Origin of the sequence: Arthrobacter sp. Y-9, assembly GCF_029690065.1 — a bacterium.
Taxonomy (GTDB): Bacteria; Actinomycetota; Actinomycetes; order Actinomycetales; family Micrococcaceae; genus Arthrobacter_E.
Genome location: NZ_CP121463.1, coordinates 1,934,547 through 1,951,351, shown reverse-complemented (window position 1 = coordinate 1,951,351; position 16,805 = coordinate 1,934,547). Strand labels below are relative to the sequence as shown.

Genomic DNA, 16,805 nt, shown 5'->3' with positions numbered 1-16,805 from the left:
CGGTGCGGGACATGGTCCCCGTTGCTACCGTGGTGTCATGAGCGAAGCACTGGATGAGGGGCCGTTCTACCACGGCACCAAGGCCGATCTGAAGGCCGGAGATCTTCTCACGGCGGGGTTCCGGTCCAATTACAAGCCGGAGATCGTGATGAACCACATCTACTTCACCGCGCTGCGGGACGGGGCTGGGCTGGCCGCCGAACTCGCCGCGGGTGAGGGCGAACCGCGGGTGTATCTCGTGGAACCGACCGGCGACTTCGAGAACGATCCGAACGTCACGGACAAGAAGTTCCCCGGCAACCCCACCCGCTCGTACCGCAGCGCGGAGCCCCTCCGGATCCTCGGCGAAGTGACCGATTGGACGCGCCTGACGCCGGAGGCGCTTCAGGGCTGGCGCGACCGGCTCGCGGCGATCCGCGCGGACGAGCGTGCGGAGATCATCAACTGACCTCTCCGGTTGGCCCGGGTGGCGGCCGATGCTGTAGAGTTGACAGCTGGCCGTCATGGCCACCGAATCATCCCTGCTGCTGGCAAAATCCAGTGGCGCGAACAAAGGCCCCAAGATGAAGTCTGATATCCACCCGAAGTACCAGGCCATCGTTTTCAACGATCTGGCTTCCGGCGTCAAGTTCCTGACCCGCTCCACCGCGACCTCCTCGAAGACCATCGAGTGGGAAGACGGCAACACCTACCCCGTCATCGACGTGGAAGTCTCCTCTGAGTCGCACCCGTTCTACACGGGCAAGCAGCGCATCATGGACTCCGCCGGCCGCGTGGAGCGCTTCAACGCTCGCTTCAAGGGCTTCGGCAAGAAGTAATCTCCTTGCCTTCCCGGAAGGGGTCACAGCTCGGCTGTGGCCCCTTCCGGCGTTAACGGGCAAGCGGCGCTGACGGTCAGGCTCCATCAAGCGTCTGCCCAGGGCGATAGGCTGGAGAACATGCCGAAGCGTCATGGTGAGTTCAAGGTTCCCGGAGGAAAACTGGTCGTCGCGGACCTGGAGGTGAGCGACGGAAAACTGGCGGACGTCTCCATCAGCGGTGACTTCTTCCTGGAGCCGGATGAGGCCCTGGACGCCATCAACGCCGCCCTGGAGGGCTCGCCCGCGGACTCTCCCTCCAGCGTCCTCGCGGGCCGGATCAAAGACGCGCTGCCGGTCAACGCGCAGCTCTTCGGGTTCAGCCCGGAATCGGTCGCCACGGCCGTCCGGCGAGCCCTGGGCCTGGCCAGCACCTGGCGGGATCACGAGTGGGAGGTGATCGGCCCCGGCGTCCTGCCCACCGAGGTGAACGTCGCCCTCGACGAAGTGCTCACCCGGGCCGTCGGGGCTGGGGAGCGCCGTCCCGCGCTGCGCTTCTGGGACTGGGAGGAGACCGCCGTCGTCATCGGCAGCTTCCAGTCGTACCGCAATGAGCTGAACCCCGAGGGCGTCGCCCGTCACCACGTCAACGTGGTGCGCCGCATCAGCGGCGGCGGGGCGATGTTCATGGAGGGCGGCAACTGCATCACCTACTCCCTGTACCTGCCGCAGAGCCTCGTGGACGGCCAGAGTTTCGAAGCGTCGTATGCCTTCCTGGACGCCTGGGTCATCGAGGCGCTCGAACGGGTGGGCGTGAAAGCCCGCTACGTCCCTCTCAACGACATCGCCACGGACCAGGGCAAGATCGGCGGGGCGGCCCAGAAGAGGCTCGCCAACGGCGGCATGCTGCACCACGTGACCATGAGCTACGACATCGACGCTGACAAGATGGTGGAGGTCCTGCGGATCGGGCAGGAGAAGCTCTCGGACAAGGGCACCCGGAGCGCGAAGAAGCGTGTGGATCCACTGAAGCGTCAGGCGGGCCTGGACCGGCTGGCGATCATCGACGTGATGATGGACGTCTTCGCCGAACGCTACGGCGCCGTGCGCGCCGAACTCAGCGACGCCGAGCTGGCGGCCGCACGCGAGCTCGCCGCGAGCAAGTTCTCCACGCCCGAGTGGCTGCACCGCGTGCCATGAGGGGCACCATCGTGACGCTCGGCGGTGGCGGGTTCTCCATGTCCGAGGACGGCGCCTCGCTGATCGATGATCAGATCCTCGCCCTGAGCGGCTCGTCCCGGCCGAAAGTCTGCTTCGTGCCGACCGCGAGCGGCGACGACGGCGGCTACATCCGGCGCTTCGAGGACGCCTTCCGCGGGCGCGTGACGACGTCCGTGCTCTCGCTCTTCTGCCGGGACCCGTGGGGTTACACCGACCCGGCCATGCTCCTCGACCAGGACGTGGTCTATGTGGGTGGCGGTTCCACCGTGAACCTGCTGGAACTGTGGAGACGACACGACGTCTCGGAGCTGATGGCGCAGGCCGCGGCGCAAGGCGCCGTGCTGGCCGGCATCAGTGCCGGGATGAACTGCTGGTACGAGGCCTCGTCAACCGACTCCTTCGGCCCTCTGGCGCCCCTGAGCGATGGGCTCGGCCTGCTGCGCGGGAGCGCCTGCCCGCACTACCGCGGCGAGCCGGGACGCCGTGAGCGGTACCTGGGCTGGGTCGCTGAGGGGTCCCTGCCCTCGGGCTACGCGGTCGACGACTACGCCGCCCTGCTCTTCCGGGACGGCGAGCTGAGTGGCGGCTTCGCGGAGCGCCCGGGCAGCCAGGCCTTCCGCGTGGAGCTCGACGCCGGTTCCGCCGTCGAACGCGAGATCCCGTTGCAGCTGCTCAGCTGAGCCGTGAAACGCAAGGAGGGGCCCGGCGGATCGTCCGCGGGCCCCTCCTTGCGTTCTCAGCCGGAGACGGTCAGGCCTGCGAGCCCGCCGCCTGGGCCCTCAGGGAACGCACCAGCTTGTCCCGCTCCTCGAGGATGAGGCGGCGGAGTGCGCGCGGTGCGTCCTCGTGAGCGGCGAGCCACTGGTCGCACTGCACGACCACGGGGTGCTCGGCCGGTGCCTGACCGGGGGCCAGATCCTGGGCATCCGGGAAGAACCCGAGGACCAGGCGGCTCGCCATGCCGATGCTCATCGAACCCCACACGCTCGTCAGACGCTCGAAGTACGGCTCCACATACGGTGCCAGGAGCTTGCCGGAACCGGTCATGAAGCCGGCGATCGTCGCGCTGAAGTTGCGGTTGGAGAGCTCGGTGTCCGGGCCGCACGCGGCCCAGGCCTCGGCCTTGGCCTCGGCGGTGGGCCGGGCCGCGACGGCCAGGGCGTGCCCGGCGCGGGCGTCCGCGTTGTCTTCGCGGGCCAGTTCCGCGTCGAGGGCGGGCCGGTCCAGTCGCCCATGAGCGGCCAGGGCCTGGAGGGCGGCCCAGCGGAGCTTGGTGTCGAGGACCAGCCCGTCCACCTGGCGGCCACCGCCCAGCAGGCCGGTGATCAAGTGAAGGGCCTCGCCGCTGTGCAGGCTGAGTGCCATGACGCACCGCGCCCACGCGAGCTGAGCATCCGAGCCGGGTTCGGCGTCCTGGAGGCGCGCGACGGCGGTCCGCGTCAGTTCGTCCCGCAGCGCGTCGCGGCCATCGGCCGGCACGTAGTGGTTGACCGCGAAGACGGCGTTGCTCAGCACCGACTGAAGGACGCCGATCGTGTTCTCCGTGTGAGCGAAGCGCATCGCCATGCGGAGGTACTCCTCGGCCGGTCGCTGGCCGTCCCTGGTGGCGCTCCACACGGCGTTCCAGGCCAGCGCCCGTGCCATGGGGTCATCCAGGAGGTCGAGCTGCCCGGTGACGGTCTCGTAGGAGACGTCGTCCAGGCGGATCTTGGCGTAGCTCAGGTCGTCGTCGTTCAGCAGGGCCAGCGCGGGCCGGGCGCGGCCGGTCAGGGCCTCGACCTCCGTTTCGGCGCCGTCGACGTCCAGGTCCAGCACCTCGGTGCGGACCAGGCGTCCCGTGGCGTCCGGCTCGTACAGGCCGAGACGCAGACGGTGCGGGCGCAGCGCGGCGGCTCCGGTGATCGGGTCGATCGCGTCCTGGACGATGCCCGCGGCGGTGATGACGCCGTCGTCGTCCTGGATCTCGAGACGCAGCGTCGAGATGCCGGAGGTCTCCAGCCACGCCTGAGACCAGGACGCGAGTTCCTTGCCGGACGCGGCGTCCAGTTCGTGGAGCAGATCGGCCAGCGTGGTGTTGCCGAACTCGTGACGCTTGAAGTAGCTGCGGGCGCCTTCGACGAAGGCGTCGAAGCCCACATACGCCACCAGCTGCTTGAGCACTGCGGCGCCCTTGGCGTAGGTGATGCCGTCGAAGTTCTGCTTGGCGGCTTCCAGATCGGGGATGTCCGCGACCACGGGGTGCGTGGTGGGCAGCTGATCCTGGACATAGGCCCAGGCCTTGCGCTGGTTGGCGAAGTTCACCCAGGAGGTCGTGAAGTCACTCGCACGGTCGACGCCGAGGGTGCCCATGAAGTCCGCGAAGGACTCCTTGAGCCACAGATCGTCCCACCACTGCATGGTCACGAGGTCGCCGAACCACATGTGCGCCATCTCGTGGAGCAGGGTGTTGGCGCGCTGCTCGTACTGGGCCTGCGTGGCCTTCGACGCGAAGACGTACTCTTCGGTGAACGTGACCAGGCCGGGGTTCTCCATGGCACCGAGGTTGTACTCGGGCACGAACGCCTGGTCGTACTTCCCCCAGGGGTAGGGGTAGTCGAAAAGCTCGGAGAAGAAGTCCAGGCCGCGCTTGGTCTGGGCGAACAGCGTCTCCGTGTCGAAGGAGTCCGCCAGGGAGGCGCGGCAGTACAGCGCGAGCGGAACCACGAGTGGTTCGCCGTCGGCATCCGTGCCGGTCCAGCTGTCCTCGGCCGTGAAGTACGGCCCCGCGAGCACGGCGGTGATGTAGGTGCTCAGGGGGAGGGTTTCTGCGAAGTCCCAGCGTGCGGCCCGTGGGTCACTGGCCAGCGGGGTGCGGGCCGTCTCGGCACCGTTCGACGCGACGTGCCAGTGTGCCGGGGCCGTGACGTGGAAAGTGTAACGGGCCTTCAGATCGGGCTGCTCGAAGTTCGCGAACACGCGCCGTGCATCGGCGGGTTCGTACTGGGTGTACAGGTAGGTCTTGCCGTCCGCGGGGTCCACGTAACGGTGCAGACCTTCGCCGGAGCGGCTGTAGAGTGCGCGGGCCAGGACCGTCACCTGGTTGAGCTCCCGGAGGCCGTCCAGGCGGATCCGGCTGCCCTCGACCACCTCGTCCACGGGCAGCTTCTTGCCGTTCAGGAAGACGGCCTGAACGCTGTCCCCGATGAAGTCCAGGAACGTGGAGCCGCCGGGGCTCGCCTCGAAGGTGATGACGCTTTCGCTGGGGAACCAGGCGACGTCGGGATTCTCGGCGTCGCGGACGTCCAGGGTCACGTCATAGCTGAGGGTCTTCACCGCGGCGGAGCGGTCCTGCGCCTCGAGGCGTTTCAGATTCTGGTTTTGCACCCGAACATTTAACCATGTGAGGCGGTCACGGCCGGTGAAGTGGCGCCTTCACCGGCCTGCCGCCGCCTCTTCGTCAGCGTGTGCTGCTCACCAGGGGGAGGGCTTGTAGTCCTTCAGGAAGACCCCGTACTGATCTTCGCCCGCCTCTCCCATCACGATCGGGTCGTAGACCCGGGCCGCGCCGTCCACCAGGTCCAGGGGAGCGTGGAAGCCCTCGTCCATGAGCCGGACCTTGGTGTAGTGCGGGCGCTCGTCCGTGATCCAGCCGGTGTCCACGGCGGTCATGAGGATCTGATCGCTTTCGAACATCTCGCCGGCGCTCGTCCGGGTCATCATGTTCAGGGACGCCTTCGCCATGTTGGTGTGCGGGTGACCCGGCCCCTTGTAAGCGCGGGAGAACTGACCCTCCATGGCGCTCACGTTGACCACGTACTTGCGCCGAGCGGTGGACCGCCGCATGGCGTCCCGCAGGCGGCTGACCAGCAGGAAGGGCGCGGTCACGTTGCAGAGCTGGACCTCCAGCATCTCCAGCGGGTCCACCTGGTCCACCACCTGGGTCCAGGAGTTGATCGTGGCGAGGTCCGGGACCAGGCCGCCGGCGTCGATCGCGGTGCCGGCAGCGATCCGGTCGAGCGACGCGGAGCCCGTCGAGAGCGCGAGCGACGTGATGGCGTCGCCCGCCAGCACGGGGTGCTCCAGGACGCTGGAGGCCAGGGCCAGGGGGTGCTTGTCATGGGCGTGCCCGAAGGTCACCAGTTCCGGACCGCCGTTGCCCTCCTGCAGGGCGGCGGGCAGGGGCTCGTCCTCGGCCTCGACGAGCGGCTGGTAGGCGTTGCCGGAGCGGCGCACGGTCTGGGCCGCGTTGTTGATGATGATGTCGAGCGGCCCGGCGGCGGCCACGGAGTCGGTGAGGGCCAGGACCTGGGAGGGATCTCGCAGGTCGATGCCCACGATCCGCAGGCGGTGCAGCCACTCGGCGCTGTCCTCCATGGCGGCGAAGCGGCGCGCCGCGTCCTTGGGGAAACGGGTGGTGATCGTCGTGTGGGCGCCGTCGCGCAGCAGCCGCAATGCGATGTACATGCCGATCTTCGCGCGGCCGCCCGTCAACAGTGCCCGGCGTCCCGTGAGGTCGGTGCGTGCGTCCCGCTTGGCGTGGCTCATGGCGGCGCAGTCCGGGCAGAGCTGGTGGTAGAACGCATCCACCTGGGTGTAGTGCTGCTTGCAGATGTAGCAGGGGCGCGACCGGATGAGGTGACCCGCGATCTCACCCGTCGCCGAACTCGAGAGCTTGTTGCCACGGGTCTCGTCGTCGATCCGGTCCGGGGCGGCGGTTGCGGTGAGCGCCATGACTGCGCGATCCGCCTCGGCGATCGCGTCGCGCTTCTCGTTGCGCCGGTGCCGCTTCACGGCCTTGAACATCTTGCCGGTGGCCCGGCGGACGGCGATGTAGTCCGGATCCTCTTCGTCATAGACGTGGATCGTGTTGAGGACTTTGAGGCAGGCTTCGATCTCATCCGGTGTGAGTTCGGGGGTGGTCATTTCCCCTATTTTAGTGGGCGCGGCCCACTGCTCGGAACGCGAACGACGGCGGCCCGGGCCGGACCGCCGTCGCTCAGGGTGAATTCCGTGCGCTGAGCGCTATGAGCTCTTCGCGTCCGCGGTCACCTCTGCGGCGGCGTCCTCAGCGGAGTCCACATCCTCATCCGACGCGGTCTCCGTGGTCTCGGTCTGGACCAGGGACACCTTGTCGATGGCCGCCTTCAGCTCGTCGTACTCCTCGACGGCGGCCTTCACGCTCTCCGGGACGGTGCCCCGCAGGCTCCGGGACAGGGCGAGCTCGTCCTCATCCGGCTCCGGAACCGGCTGCCCCTTGGACAGCACCGTGATCCCGGACTCGGTGACCTTGAAACCACGGGCCTCGTCCAGCTCTCGGTCGACGCCGATGGTGGCGCCCTTCGGGATCCGGACGTTCTTGTCCAGGATGGCCCGGCGCACGATCGCGCCTTCGCCCACGTAGACGTTGTCCATCAGCACGGAATCCAGCACACGGGCACCCGCCTCGATGTAGGCGTCGTTGGAGAGCACCGAGCCCTCCACGATGCCGCCGGACACCACCACGCCGTTGGCCACGATCGAGTCCAGGGCGGTGCCGACCGTGTTGTTGCGGCCCTTGACGAACTTGGCCGGCGGGGAGATGGTCTGGCGGGTGAAGATGGGCCAGTCGCGGTTGTAGAGGTTGAACACCGGCACGGGGGAGATGAGGTCCATGTGGGCGTCGTAGAACGAGTCGATGGTGCCCACGTCGCGCCAGTAAGTGCGGTCCCGTTCGGTGGAGCCCGGGATCTGGTTGGTGGTGAAGTCGTACACGCCGGCCTCGCCGCGGGAGACGAAGTACGGGATGATGTCCCCGCCCATGTCGTGCTTGGTGTCGGTGCGCTCGGCGTCGAGCGTGAGGGCCTCCACCAGGGCGTCGGCGTCGAACACGTAGTTGCCCATGGAGGCGAGGAACTGATCCGGCGCGGCGGCCAGACCCGGGGTGCTGGCGGGCTTCTCCACGAAGGCGGAGATCTTGGAGGCGTCCTCCTGGTCCACCTCGATCACGCCGAACTGGTTGGCCATCTCGAGCGGCTGACGGACGGCGGCGACCGTCGCCTTGGCGCCGCTGGCCACGTGCTGCGCCACCATCTGCTGGAAGTCCATGCGGTACACATGGTCCGCGCCGACCACGACCACGATGTCCGGCTGTGCGTCGTGGATCAGGTTCAGCGACTGGTAGATGGCGTTGGCACTGCCGAGGAACCAGCTCTTGCCGATACGCTGCTGAGCCGGCACCGAGGCCACATAATTCTGCAACTGGGTGGACAGACGCCACGTCTCGGAAATGTGCCGGTCAAGGCTGTGGGACTTGTACTGCGTGAGCACCACGATCTTGAAATAACCGGAGTTCACGAGGTTTGACAAAGCAAAGTCAATCAGTCGGTAACTTCCGGCGAACGGCACCGCGGGTTTGGCCCGGTCAGCCGTGAGCGGCATGAGCCGGTTGCCCTCTCCGCCGGCCAGGACTATTGCAAGGACTTTTTTCAGTGCCATATGGGTACTCCTGCGTACGTTCCGAGTGTGACGGCCGTCATGTAGACCACCGAACAGCTTTCACACTAGATCAGTTGGGCACTTGGGACTACGTTGTAAACGTGCGAATCGATATTGTTTCCAAAGAATTTCCGCCGGATATTTACGGCGGCGCCGGAGTGCACGTTGCCGAGCTGAGTCGCGTCCTCGCTTCGCACGTCGACCTGCGGGTTCACGCCTTCGGCGCGCCCCGCGACGCCGACTTCCACGGCGCCACGGTCAGCACCTACGAGACCCCCGTGGAACTGAAGGACGCCAATCCCGCGGTCCAGACCCTCGGCGTCGACCTGAGCATCGTGCCGGATGTCGCCGGCGCGGACCTGGTCCACTCCCACACCTGGTATGCCAATATGGCCGGCCACCTGGCCTCCCTGCTGCACGGCATCCCGCACGTCCTCAGCGCCCACAGCCTGGAGCCGCTCCGGCCGTGGAAGGCGGAGCAGCTGGGTGGTGGCTACCGCCTCAGCTCGTGGGTGGAGCAGACCTCCTATGAGGCCGCGGCCGCCATCATCGCGGTCTCCGAAGGCATGCGCCAGGACATCCTGCGCTGCTACCCGAACGTCGACCCGGCCAAGGTGCGCGTGGTCCACAACGGCATCGACGTCTCCCTCTGGGAGCGCGATGAGAACGACGACGCCGTCCGCGCCCTCGGCATCGACCCCTCGCGTCCCAGCGTGGTCTTCGTCGGCCGCAACACGCGCCAGAAGGGCGTCCCGTATCTGCTGCGGGCGGCTCAGCAGCTTCCCGCGGACGTCCAGCTCGTCCTGTGCCTCGGCGCGGCGGACACCCCGGAACTCGCGGCCGAGACCGCTGAACTGATCGCAGGACTCCAGGCCGAGCGGGACGGCGTCGTGCTCATCGAACGCATGCTCCCGCGCCGTGAGCTCATCCAGGTGCTCAGCCACGCGACGGCGTTCGCCTGCCCGTCCATCTACGAGCCCCTGGGCATCGTCAACCTGGAGGCCATGGCGTGTGGCGCCGCCGTCGTCGCGAGTGCGACCGGTGGCATCCCCGAGGTGGTGGCGCATGGCGAAACCGGTCTTCTGGTGCCGCTGGAACAGGTCACGGACGGCACGGGGACGCCCCTGGACCCGCAGAAGTTCGTCGATGATTTCGCGGCCGCCCTCCATGAGGTGGTCTCGGATCCCCAGCGGGCCCACGCGATGGGTCAGGCGGGGCGCCGTCGCGCCGAGGAGAACTTCTCCTGGGATTCGATCGCCCAGACCACTCTCGACGTCTACCGCTCGGTGCTGCCCCAGGGCGGCGACCAGAGCTGACGGTGACGCGAAAGCCCCCTGCGCCGCACGGTGCAGGGGGCTTTCGCATGCCGGATTACTTCCTCTTGGCGCGCTCCAGGAGGACCTTCTCATCCACCGGAGCGTCTCCGGAGGCCCGGAGGGTGCGGTAGTACGCCCGTGCCTCGTCCTGACGGATCAGCTCGGCGCCACTGCCCACGGTGGAGCGGATGTGCTCCTGGCCGTAGCCGAACGCGTCCACCAGATCCAGGGCGTGGGGGCGGAGGCGGACCAGCAGGCGGTTGATGTAGTCGCCGACGGTGCGGGCACGCTGCATCGACAGGCGGCCGTTCATCAGGTACCAGGAGAGGTGTTTCTCGATCAGCGAGAGGCCGAACAGATCGCGGACCCAGGTCAGGACCTCGCGGGTGCCGGCGTCCTCGATGGTGCGCAGGCCCTCGGTGAAGGCCTCCCACTGCAGCAGCTCGGCATGCGCGCGAGCCGCCTCGATCAGCTGGTCCTGGTGCTCGTTGAAGAGGGCGGCGGCCTTGGCCTGCGGGAGCTTGTTCGCACCCTTGAGTGCGGCGCCGACCTCGGCGACCATGCTCTGGACGCGGCTGGTCAGCAGACTCCGCTGGCTCTCCTCGTCCTTGAGCGCCAGGGCGGACTTCTGCGGCAAGCCGGTGTCGGCCACGAACTGTGCCACCTGGCGCAGACCGGTCCGGTTGAGCGCGACGTCGGACGCCTGCGCCGCGACGAAGCGCGCCATGACGCCGAAGTCGACGTTCCGGAACTCCTTGGCGTAATCGGCCAGCAGGCGCTTGGCCACGAGCTGGAGCAGCACGGTGTTGTCACCCTCGAACGTCGCGTAGACGTCGAGGTCCGCGCGGAGCGAGGCGAAACGGTTCTCGATCAGGAATCCGGCGCCACCGCAGGCTTCGCGGCACTCCTGGAGGGTGTCCAGAGCGTGCCAGGTGCTGAGCGGCTTGAGCGCGGCGGCGAGGGTCTCCAGGTCCTGGCGGTCCTCGTCCGTGTCCTGCTTGCCGGAGAACACGGCGTCGAACTTCTCGAGCAGCTGCTCGTGGGCGAAGCTCGCCGCGTAGGTGGTGGCGAGCCGGGTGAAGAGCCGGCGCTGGTGGCGCTGGTAGTCCAGGAGGACCTCTTCATCCACGGGGGAGCCGGCGTTGAACTGGCGGCGCTGGCTCGCGTAGCGGATGGCCGACGCCAGCGCGATCTTGCTGGCGGCGACGCTCGCGCCGTCCAGGGAGACACGGCCCTGCACCAGAGTTCCGAGCATGGTGAAGAAACGGCGGCCGGGGCTCGCAATGGGGGAGGTGTAGGTGCCGTCGGCGGCGACGTCGCCGTAGCGGTTGAGCAGATTCTCGCGGGGGATCCGCACCTGGCTGAAGTGCAGCCGGCCGTTGTCGATGCCGTTGAGGCCGCCCTTGACGCCGTCGTCCTCGCCGCCGATGCCGGGCAGGAACTCCTTGGTCTCGGCGTCACGGATCGGGACGTAGAAGGCGTGCACCCCGTGATTGACACCCTGGGTGATCAGCTGGGCGAAGACCACGGCGGCGATGCCGTCCTTGGCGGCGTTGCCGAGGTAGTCCTTCCAGGCCGCCTTGAACGGCGTGTTGATCACGAACTCTTCCGTGGCGGGGTCGTAGGTGGCCGTGGTACCGATGCTCGCGACGTCCGAGCCGTGGCCCATCTCCGTCATGGCGAACGCGCCGGGCGTCTCGAGGGACATGATGGACGGCAGCCACTTCTCGTGGTGCTTCTCGGTGCCGAGGTGCAGCACCGCAGCTCCGAACAGGCCCCACTGGACGCCGGCCTTGATCTGCAGCGAGGGATCGGCGGTCACCAGTTCCTCGAAGCCGGCGATGTTCCCGCCGTGGTCGTCGGAGCCGCCGAACCGCGCGGGGAAGGCGCGGTGCACGGCGCCGTGGTCCACGAGTCCCTTCAGCTGCTCGAACACCCGTGCGCGGTGCTCCACGTGGGTGATGCCTTCGATCTTGTGGAACTCCTCCTTGCCGGCCAGGGCCCGCGCTTCACGGCGGACCTCCGCCCAGGTGCCGAGGAGACGCTCGCCCAGGAGCGCGACATCCACCCGGGGTTCCTTACCGGCATCCTGCTTCTCACTGCGGCGCACGTTCTGGAGTGCTTCAGTCATGGTGCTCTTCCTTTCCGGTGGTCGGGGCAGGCCCGGGTGCGGAGCCCGCGTGCCTGGATTCGAGGGATTGGTCTGTGGTGCCGGGCGCCGCGACCATGGGCCGGACGCCGTCGACGAGCCAGGAGGTGAGCGTGGTCGCCATCTCCGCCTGGCTGGGCCGCTGGGGGCCGGCCGGGCTCAGGAGCCACTGTTCACCGGCGGCCCGCACGAGCCCGATGGCCGCGCGGGGCCAGTAGTCCAGCAGTGCGCCGGGCTCGGCCAGGAGCTCCTCCATGGGCTGGGCGATCATGTCGGTCACCGCGTTGAGGAAGTGCCCGAAGGTGGCGTCCTGCGCGGGGCCGGGTCCGTCACTCTCGCCGCTGCTCCGCTGCGTCACGAACGCGTAGACGTTGGGGGAGGTCTCGGCCATCTGGAGATAGGCGTTGACCATGGCGAAAAGGCCCTCGGCGGGAGAGGTCGCTTCCTGGACGGCTTCGCGGATCCTCGCCTGCATGCGGTCCAGGACCACTTCTCCGACGGCCTGCTGCAAGCCGGACTTGTCGCCGAAGTAGCGATAGAACACGGACTTGGAGGTCCCGGCGGAGGAGGCGATGTCCTCCATGGAGGCTTCCGGCCCGAGGCGGTGGACCGCCCGGCGGGCCGACCGGATCAGCTCCGCACGGCGTTGAAGGCGATGGTGCTGCCAGCGGGCGGCACGGCCGTCCGTGCTGGCGGGGGATTCGTCGTCGCCGGGCGCCTCGGGTTCTGCCGGGAAAGGCTGCCGGGACGCGGCGCGCTGCTGTGTGACGGGGTTCACGATACCCAGCGTATCAGGTACGCTGGGTATCAGTAACTCTTCGATTGAAAACCCTGCCGCACGGGCGCCGGAAAGCCGCCCGTGCAGAACGGAGCGGAACATGACCACCGTACGGAAGGCCGTCGTCGTCGGCGGCAATCGCATCCCCTTCGCCCGCGCCAATGGCGCGTACGCCACCGCCTCCAATCAGGACATGCTGACCGCGGCGCTCGATGGCCTCGTGGCGCGGTTCGGACTGCAGGGTGAGCGTGTCGGCGAGGTGGCCGCCGGGGCCGTGCTGAAGCACTCCCGTGATTTCAATCTGACCCGCGAAGCGGTGCTGGGTTCGGCTCTCGCTCCCGACACCCCCGCCTATGACCTTCAGCAGGCCTGCGCCACCGGACTGGAGACCGTGCTGGGACTCGCCAACAAGATCAAGCTCGGCCAGATCGACTCGGCCATCGCCGGTGGCGTCGACTCGGCGTCGGACGCCCCGATCGCCGTGAGCGAGGGACTCCGCCGGATCCTGCTGGAACTGAACCGCGCCAAGACCGCTCAGCAGAAGCTCAAGGCGCTCTCCAAGCTGCGTCCCAAGGACCTCGCGCCCAACGCTCCCGGCACCGGTGAGCCGCGCACGGGACTGTCCATGGGCGAGCACCAGGCCATCACGACGGCGGAGTGGGGCATCACGCGTGAAGCGCAGGACGAACTCGCGCTGGCCAGCCACAAGAACCTGGCGGCCGCCTACGACCGCGGCTTCTTCGAAGACCTCGTCACCGCCTACCGCGGCCTGAGCCGTGACTCGAACCTTCGCGCGGACACCTCGCTGGAGAAGCTCGCCAAGCTCTCTCCCGTGTTCGGCAAGAGCCTGCCCACCCCGGCGACCATGACCGCCGGCAACTCGACGCCCCTCACGGACGGCGCCTCCGCCGTGCTCCTCGCCTCGGAGGAGTGGGCCGATGAGCACGACCTGCCCAAGCTCGCCACCGTGCTGGACGGGGAGGCCGCCGCGGTCGACTTCGTGCATGGCAAGGAAGGCCTCCTCATGGCCCCGGCGTACGCCGTGCCGCGGATGCTGGCCCGTCAGGGCTTGACCTTCGACGACATCGACTTCTTCGAGATCCATGAGGCCTTCGCCGGGACGGTCCTGAGCACCCTCGCGGCCTGGGAGGATCCGGAGTTCTGCCGTGACCGCCTCGGCCTGGACGCGCCGCTCGGCGCGATCGACCGTGCCAAGTTCAACGTCAACGGCTCCTCGCTGGCGGCGGGCCACCCCTTCGCGGCCACCGGCGGCCGCATCGTCGCCACCCTCGCCAAGGCGCTGCACGAGAAGGGCCAGGTGGACGGCCGTCCGGCACGCGGCCTGGTCTCGGTCTGCGCGGCCGGCGGTCAGGGCGTCGTCGCGATCCTCGAAGCATACTGAGCGGCAGGAACGGAACATGGCAGACAAGTACACCGAATTCGTCAGCCGCGGCTTCGGCCGCGACCTCGCCCGGAAGCTGGGGCTGCCCCAGCCGGCGGTGCTGCGCCGCTACACCCCGGGCCAGCCTCTCCTCGAGGGTCCCGTGGTGATTCTCGGCCGTGGCGCCGGCGCCGACGGGGTGGCTTCCGAACTGCTGGGCTGGGGCCTGGACGTCCGGCGGTCCGTGGGCGGCTCGGAGAAGCTCGCCGCGCTCGTCCTGGTTCTCGACGCCCTGACCCACCCGTCGGACCTCTCGGCGCCCGTGCTGGAAGCGGGACAGCTGCTGCGTCAGCTCCGCCCCTCGGCGCGCGTGGTCACCCTCTCGCGGGAACCTCGTACGGCGAGTGACCCGGCGACGTCGGCGGCCCGCCGTGCCGTGGACGGCTTCGTCCGGTCCCTGGCCAAGGAGCTCCGGGCCGGGGCGACCGCCAACGGTCTGGTGCTGGAAGAGGACGTCCCCGCGGACAGCCCGGCAGCGCTCGGCGCGCTCCGCTTCTTCCTGTCGGCGCGCTCGGCCTTCGTGGACGGCCAGTTCCTCGAGATCAGCGACTCGCCGGCCGTGCCGGACGGAGGCGAGCGGCCCCTCGAAGGACGGGTCGCCGTCGTGACGGGCGCCGCGCGGGGCATCGGCGCCGCGATCGCCACGACCCTCAGCCGCGACGGCGCGCGCACCATCCTGGTGGACGTCCCGGCGGCGGGGGAGCAGCTGGCGCAGGTGGCGAACCGCGTGGGCGGCATCGCCCTGCAGGCGGACATCACCGCTCCGGACGCCGCGTCGAAGATCCTGGCCCTGGCCGAGGAGCGCTTCGGGCGTCTGGACATCGTCGTGCACAACGCGGGCATCACCCGGGACAAGCTCCTGGCCAACATGGACCCCGCGCGCTGGGACAGCGTCGTCGCTGTCAACATCGCCTCGCAGCTGCGCATGAACGAGGCGTTCCTCGCCTCGGAGCTGTTCAGCGACCGCCCGCGCATCGTAAGCCTGGCCTCCACCTCCGGCATCGCCGGCAACCGTGGCCAGACCAACTACGGCGCGTCCAAGGCGGCCGTGATCGGCATGGTGCAGGCGACCGCGGCGAGCATGGCCCGTCTCGGCGGAACCATCAACGCCGTGGCGCCCGGCTTCATCGAGACCGAGATGACGGCGCGCATCCCCTTCGCCACCCGCGAGGTGGCGCGCCGCCTGAACTCGCTTCAGCAGGGCGGGCAACCCGGCGACGTCGCGGAGGCGATCGCCTTCCTCGCGAGCGATGCCGCCGGTGGTGTCAACGGCGAGGTGCTGCGGGTCTGCGGACAGAATCTGGTGGGCGCATGAGCGGCGAGCAGACGGTGATCCTGCAGGAGATGCCGTCGCTGGCCAAGCTCTACCTCAACGCCGCCGGCGCCGCGGCGAAGCAGAGGCTGCTGAAGAAGGACCAGCCCGTCACCGTGCCGCGTGCCGTGCACGAGGTGCCGTCGGTGACCGTGGACATCGACCATGTCACCGCTTTCCAGCGTCTCGTCCACGGGACGGTGCGCACGGAGCTGCCGTCCGCGTACGTCCACACGCTGGCGTTCCCGGTGGCGATGAGCGTCATGACCCGTGACGATTTCCCGTTGCCGCTGCTCGGGCTGGTCCACCTGGAGAACACGGTGGAGCACCACGCCCCGATCCCGTTCGGCGCCCGCCTCACCGTGCGCGCCCATGCGGAGGGCCTGCGGGCTCATCGCTCCGGGACCCTGGTGGACATGGTGGCGGACGTGCTCGACGCCGGCACCGGGGATCTCCTGTGGCGTGGCACCTCGCGGTACTTGGCCAAGGGGGTCTTCCTTCCCGGCGTCGACACCGCCGTGCCGGCTTCCGAGCGGGAGGACTTCCGCCCGCCGGTGCCCACGGGACTCTGGCGGCTGGGTGTGGACACGGGCCGGGACTATGCCGGGGTGTCCGGCGACTACAACCCCATCCACCTCAGCTCGCTCAGCGCCAAGGCGCTCGGGATGAAGACCTCGATCGCGCACGGGATGTACTCCGTGGCCCGGGCGCTGGCCGAGTCCGGCCATGACAGCGACGCCGGGATCCGCTGGCACGTCACCTTCGAGGCGCCGGTGTACCTGCCGGCCACGGTCGCCGTCGGGATCCGCGACGACGAAAAGGATGGCGAGTGGGCCGGCACGGAATTCCAGGCGTGGAATCAGCGCAGCGCCCGGCGGCACTTCCACGGAACCGTGGAACCGTTGAGCGGACCGGAGTCCTGACCGGCTGATGAGGCGGAGGGCCGGCGGCGGGGAGAACTCCCCGCCGCCGGCCCTCCGTGTGTCAGCTTCGTGTGTCTGCCCGGCCTCGTGCTCGGCGCCCGGAACACGGAAGTGCCCGGCCCCTCGAGAGGACCGGGCACTTCCGCTGTGACGGACTCGATGAGTCTTAGTCGACGACCACTTCCTTCTCCAGGAGGCGGGAGGTCTCGTCGTGCCATTCACGGCTCAGTGGCTTCAGGGTCGCTTCGACCGCACGGGCGTGGTGCCCGCAGAAGAGAAGCTCTCCGCCAGAGGCCTCAAGCACCACCCGGACAAATGCCTGGGCGCCGCAACGGTCGCAACGGTCAGCCGCGTTGAGCGTACGTTCCGCAATTGCTGTTGACATCGGGGCCTCCTTCGAAAGTTCTGTACGTCT

At 68.6% G+C, this 16,805-nt stretch carries 14 protein-coding genes; 8 read left to right on the top strand and 6 right to left on the bottom strand.

What is annotated here, in order from left to right:
• The first annotated feature begins 37 nt into the window (after positions 1–37).
• The 4 genes from arr to P9849_RS08675 all read left to right on the top strand — a co-directional run bounded on the left by arr (position 38) and on the right by P9849_RS08675 (position 2,698).
• Positions 38–448 carry an NAD(+)--rifampin ADP-ribosyltransferase gene (gene arr, locus P9849_RS08690; RefSeq protein WP_278266448.1) on the top strand — a complete coding sequence of 137 codons (411 nt, stop codon included), beginning with the start codon at positions 38–40 and terminating at the stop codon, positions 446–448.
• A gap of 115 nt (positions 449–563) precedes the next feature.
• The gene (locus P9849_RS08685) at positions 564–818 is read left to right on the top strand and encodes a type B 50S ribosomal protein L31 (protein ID WP_066213029.1); all 255 of its coding nucleotides are present in this window, start codon (positions 564–566) and stop codon (positions 816–818) included.
• 120 nt (positions 819–938) lie between these two features.
• Entirely contained in the window at positions 939–1,997 is a 1,059-nt protein-coding gene (locus P9849_RS08680) for a lipoate--protein ligase family protein (RefSeq protein ID WP_278266447.1), read from the top strand.
• The gene (locus P9849_RS08675) at positions 1,994–2,698 is read left to right on the top strand and encodes a peptidase E (protein WP_278266446.1); all 705 of its coding nucleotides are present in this window, start codon (positions 1,994–1,996) and stop codon (positions 2,696–2,698) included. Before P9849_RS08680 ends, P9849_RS08675 begins: the two co-directional genes overlap by 4 nt.
• Before the next feature lie 70 nt (positions 2,699–2,768).
• Here the strand turns inward: P9849_RS08675 and pepN are convergent, their stop codons facing one another.
• The 3 genes from pepN to glgC form a co-directional block, all read right to left on the bottom strand.
• A complete protein-coding gene (gene pepN, locus P9849_RS08670; RefSeq protein ID WP_278266445.1) occupies positions 2,769–5,381 on the bottom strand; it encodes an aminopeptidase N in 2,613 nt (870 codons plus the stop codon).
• Positions 5,382–5,468: 87 nt separating this feature from the next.
• Positions 5,469–6,920 carry an SDR family NAD(P)-dependent oxidoreductase gene (locus tag P9849_RS08665; protein ID WP_278266444.1) on the bottom strand — a complete coding sequence of 484 codons (1,452 nt, stop codon included), beginning with the start codon at positions 6,918–6,920 and terminating at the stop codon, positions 5,469–5,471.
• Positions 6,921–7,019: 99 nt separating this feature from the next.
• A complete protein-coding gene (gene glgC, locus P9849_RS08660) occupies positions 7,020–8,471 on the bottom strand; it encodes a glucose-1-phosphate adenylyltransferase (protein WP_278266443.1) in 1,452 nt (483 codons plus the stop codon).
• A gap of 101 nt (positions 8,472–8,572) precedes the next feature.
• Between glgC and glgA the strand changes: the two genes are divergently transcribed.
• Complete coding sequence (gene glgA / locus P9849_RS08655) at positions 8,573–9,787, top strand: glycogen synthase (RefSeq protein ID WP_278266442.1); 1,215 nt, start codon at positions 8,573–8,575, stop codon at positions 9,785–9,787.
• A gap of 55 nt (positions 9,788–9,842) precedes the next feature.
• On the opposite strand, the gene P9849_RS08650 is transcribed toward glgA, so the two are convergent.
• Together P9849_RS08650 and P9849_RS08645 are read right to left on the bottom strand one after the other, a co-directional pair.
• On the bottom strand, positions 9,843–11,918 hold the full coding sequence (locus tag P9849_RS08650; RefSeq protein WP_066212221.1) for an acyl-CoA dehydrogenase: 2,076 nt from the start codon (positions 11,916–11,918) through the stop codon (positions 9,843–9,845).
• On the bottom strand, positions 11,911–12,714 hold the full coding sequence (locus P9849_RS08645; protein WP_278266441.1) for a TetR/AcrR family transcriptional regulator: 804 nt from the start codon (positions 12,712–12,714) through the stop codon (positions 11,911–11,913). The genes P9849_RS08650 and P9849_RS08645 overlap by 8 nt, the downstream gene beginning before the upstream one ends.
• A gap of 100 nt (positions 12,715–12,814) precedes the next feature.
• Here P9849_RS08645 and P9849_RS08640 point away from each other — a divergent pair, with 100 nt between their 5' ends.
• The 3 genes from P9849_RS08640 to P9849_RS08630 are packed head-to-tail and all read left to right on the top strand — an operon-like array spanning position 12,815 to position 16,390.
• The gene (locus tag P9849_RS08640) at positions 12,815–14,116 is read left to right on the top strand and encodes an acetyl-CoA C-acetyltransferase (RefSeq protein WP_278266440.1); all 1,302 of its coding nucleotides are present in this window, start codon (positions 12,815–12,817) and stop codon (positions 14,114–14,116) included.
• A 16-nt stretch (positions 14,117–14,132) separates the two neighbouring features.
• The gene (locus P9849_RS08635; RefSeq protein ID WP_278266439.1) at positions 14,133–15,470 is read left to right on the top strand and encodes a 3-oxoacyl-ACP reductase; all 1,338 of its coding nucleotides are present in this window, start codon (positions 14,133–14,135) and stop codon (positions 15,468–15,470) included.
• On the top strand, positions 15,467–16,390 hold the full coding sequence (locus P9849_RS08630; RefSeq protein ID WP_278266438.1) for a MaoC/PaaZ C-terminal domain-containing protein: 924 nt from the start codon (positions 15,467–15,469) through the stop codon (positions 16,388–16,390). Before P9849_RS08635 ends, P9849_RS08630 begins: the two co-directional genes overlap by 4 nt.
• 166 nt (positions 16,391–16,556) lie before the next feature.
• Here P9849_RS08630 and P9849_RS08625 read toward each other — a convergent pair whose 3' ends face one another.
• On the bottom strand, positions 16,557–16,775 hold the full coding sequence (locus P9849_RS08625) for a hypothetical protein (RefSeq protein ID WP_066212230.1): 219 nt from the start codon (positions 16,773–16,775) through the stop codon (positions 16,557–16,559).
• Positions 16,776–16,805: the final 30 nt, after the last annotated feature.

Coding starts and splice junctions, on each gene's coding strand:
- P9849_RS08630 (WP_278266438.1), top strand. CDS start 15,467: ATGAGCGGCGAGCAGACGGTGATCCTGCAGGAGATGCCGTCGCTGGCC.
- P9849_RS08635 (WP_278266439.1), top strand. CDS start 14,133: ATGGCAGACAAGTACACCGAATTCGTCAGCCGCGGCTTCGGCCGCGAC.
- P9849_RS08675 (WP_278266446.1), top strand. CDS start 1,994: ATGAGGGGCACCATCGTGACGCTCGGCGGTGGCGGGTTCTCCATGTCC.
- P9849_RS08650 (WP_066212221.1), bottom strand. CDS start 11,918: ATGACTGAAGCACTCCAGAACGTGCGCCGCAGTGAGAAGCAGGATGCC.
- glgC (WP_278266443.1), bottom strand. CDS start 8,471: ATGGCACTGAAAAAAGTCCTTGCAATAGTCCTGGCCGGCGGAGAGGGC.
- P9849_RS08680 (WP_278266447.1), top strand. CDS start 939: ATGCCGAAGCGTCATGGTGAGTTCAAGGTTCCCGGAGGAAAACTGGTC.
- arr (WP_278266448.1), top strand. CDS start 38: ATGAGCGAAGCACTGGATGAGGGGCCGTTCTACCACGGCACCAAGGCC.
- P9849_RS08685 (WP_066213029.1), top strand. CDS start 564: ATGAAGTCTGATATCCACCCGAAGTACCAGGCCATCGTTTTCAACGAT.
- P9849_RS08625 (WP_066212230.1), bottom strand. CDS start 16,775: ATGTCAACAGCAATTGCGGAACGTACGCTCAACGCGGCTGACCGTTGC.
- P9849_RS08640 (WP_278266440.1), top strand. CDS start 12,815: ATGACCACCGTACGGAAGGCCGTCGTCGTCGGCGGCAATCGCATCCCC.
- P9849_RS08665 (WP_278266444.1), bottom strand. CDS start 6,920: ATGACCACCCCCGAACTCACACCGGATGAGATCGAAGCCTGCCTCAAA.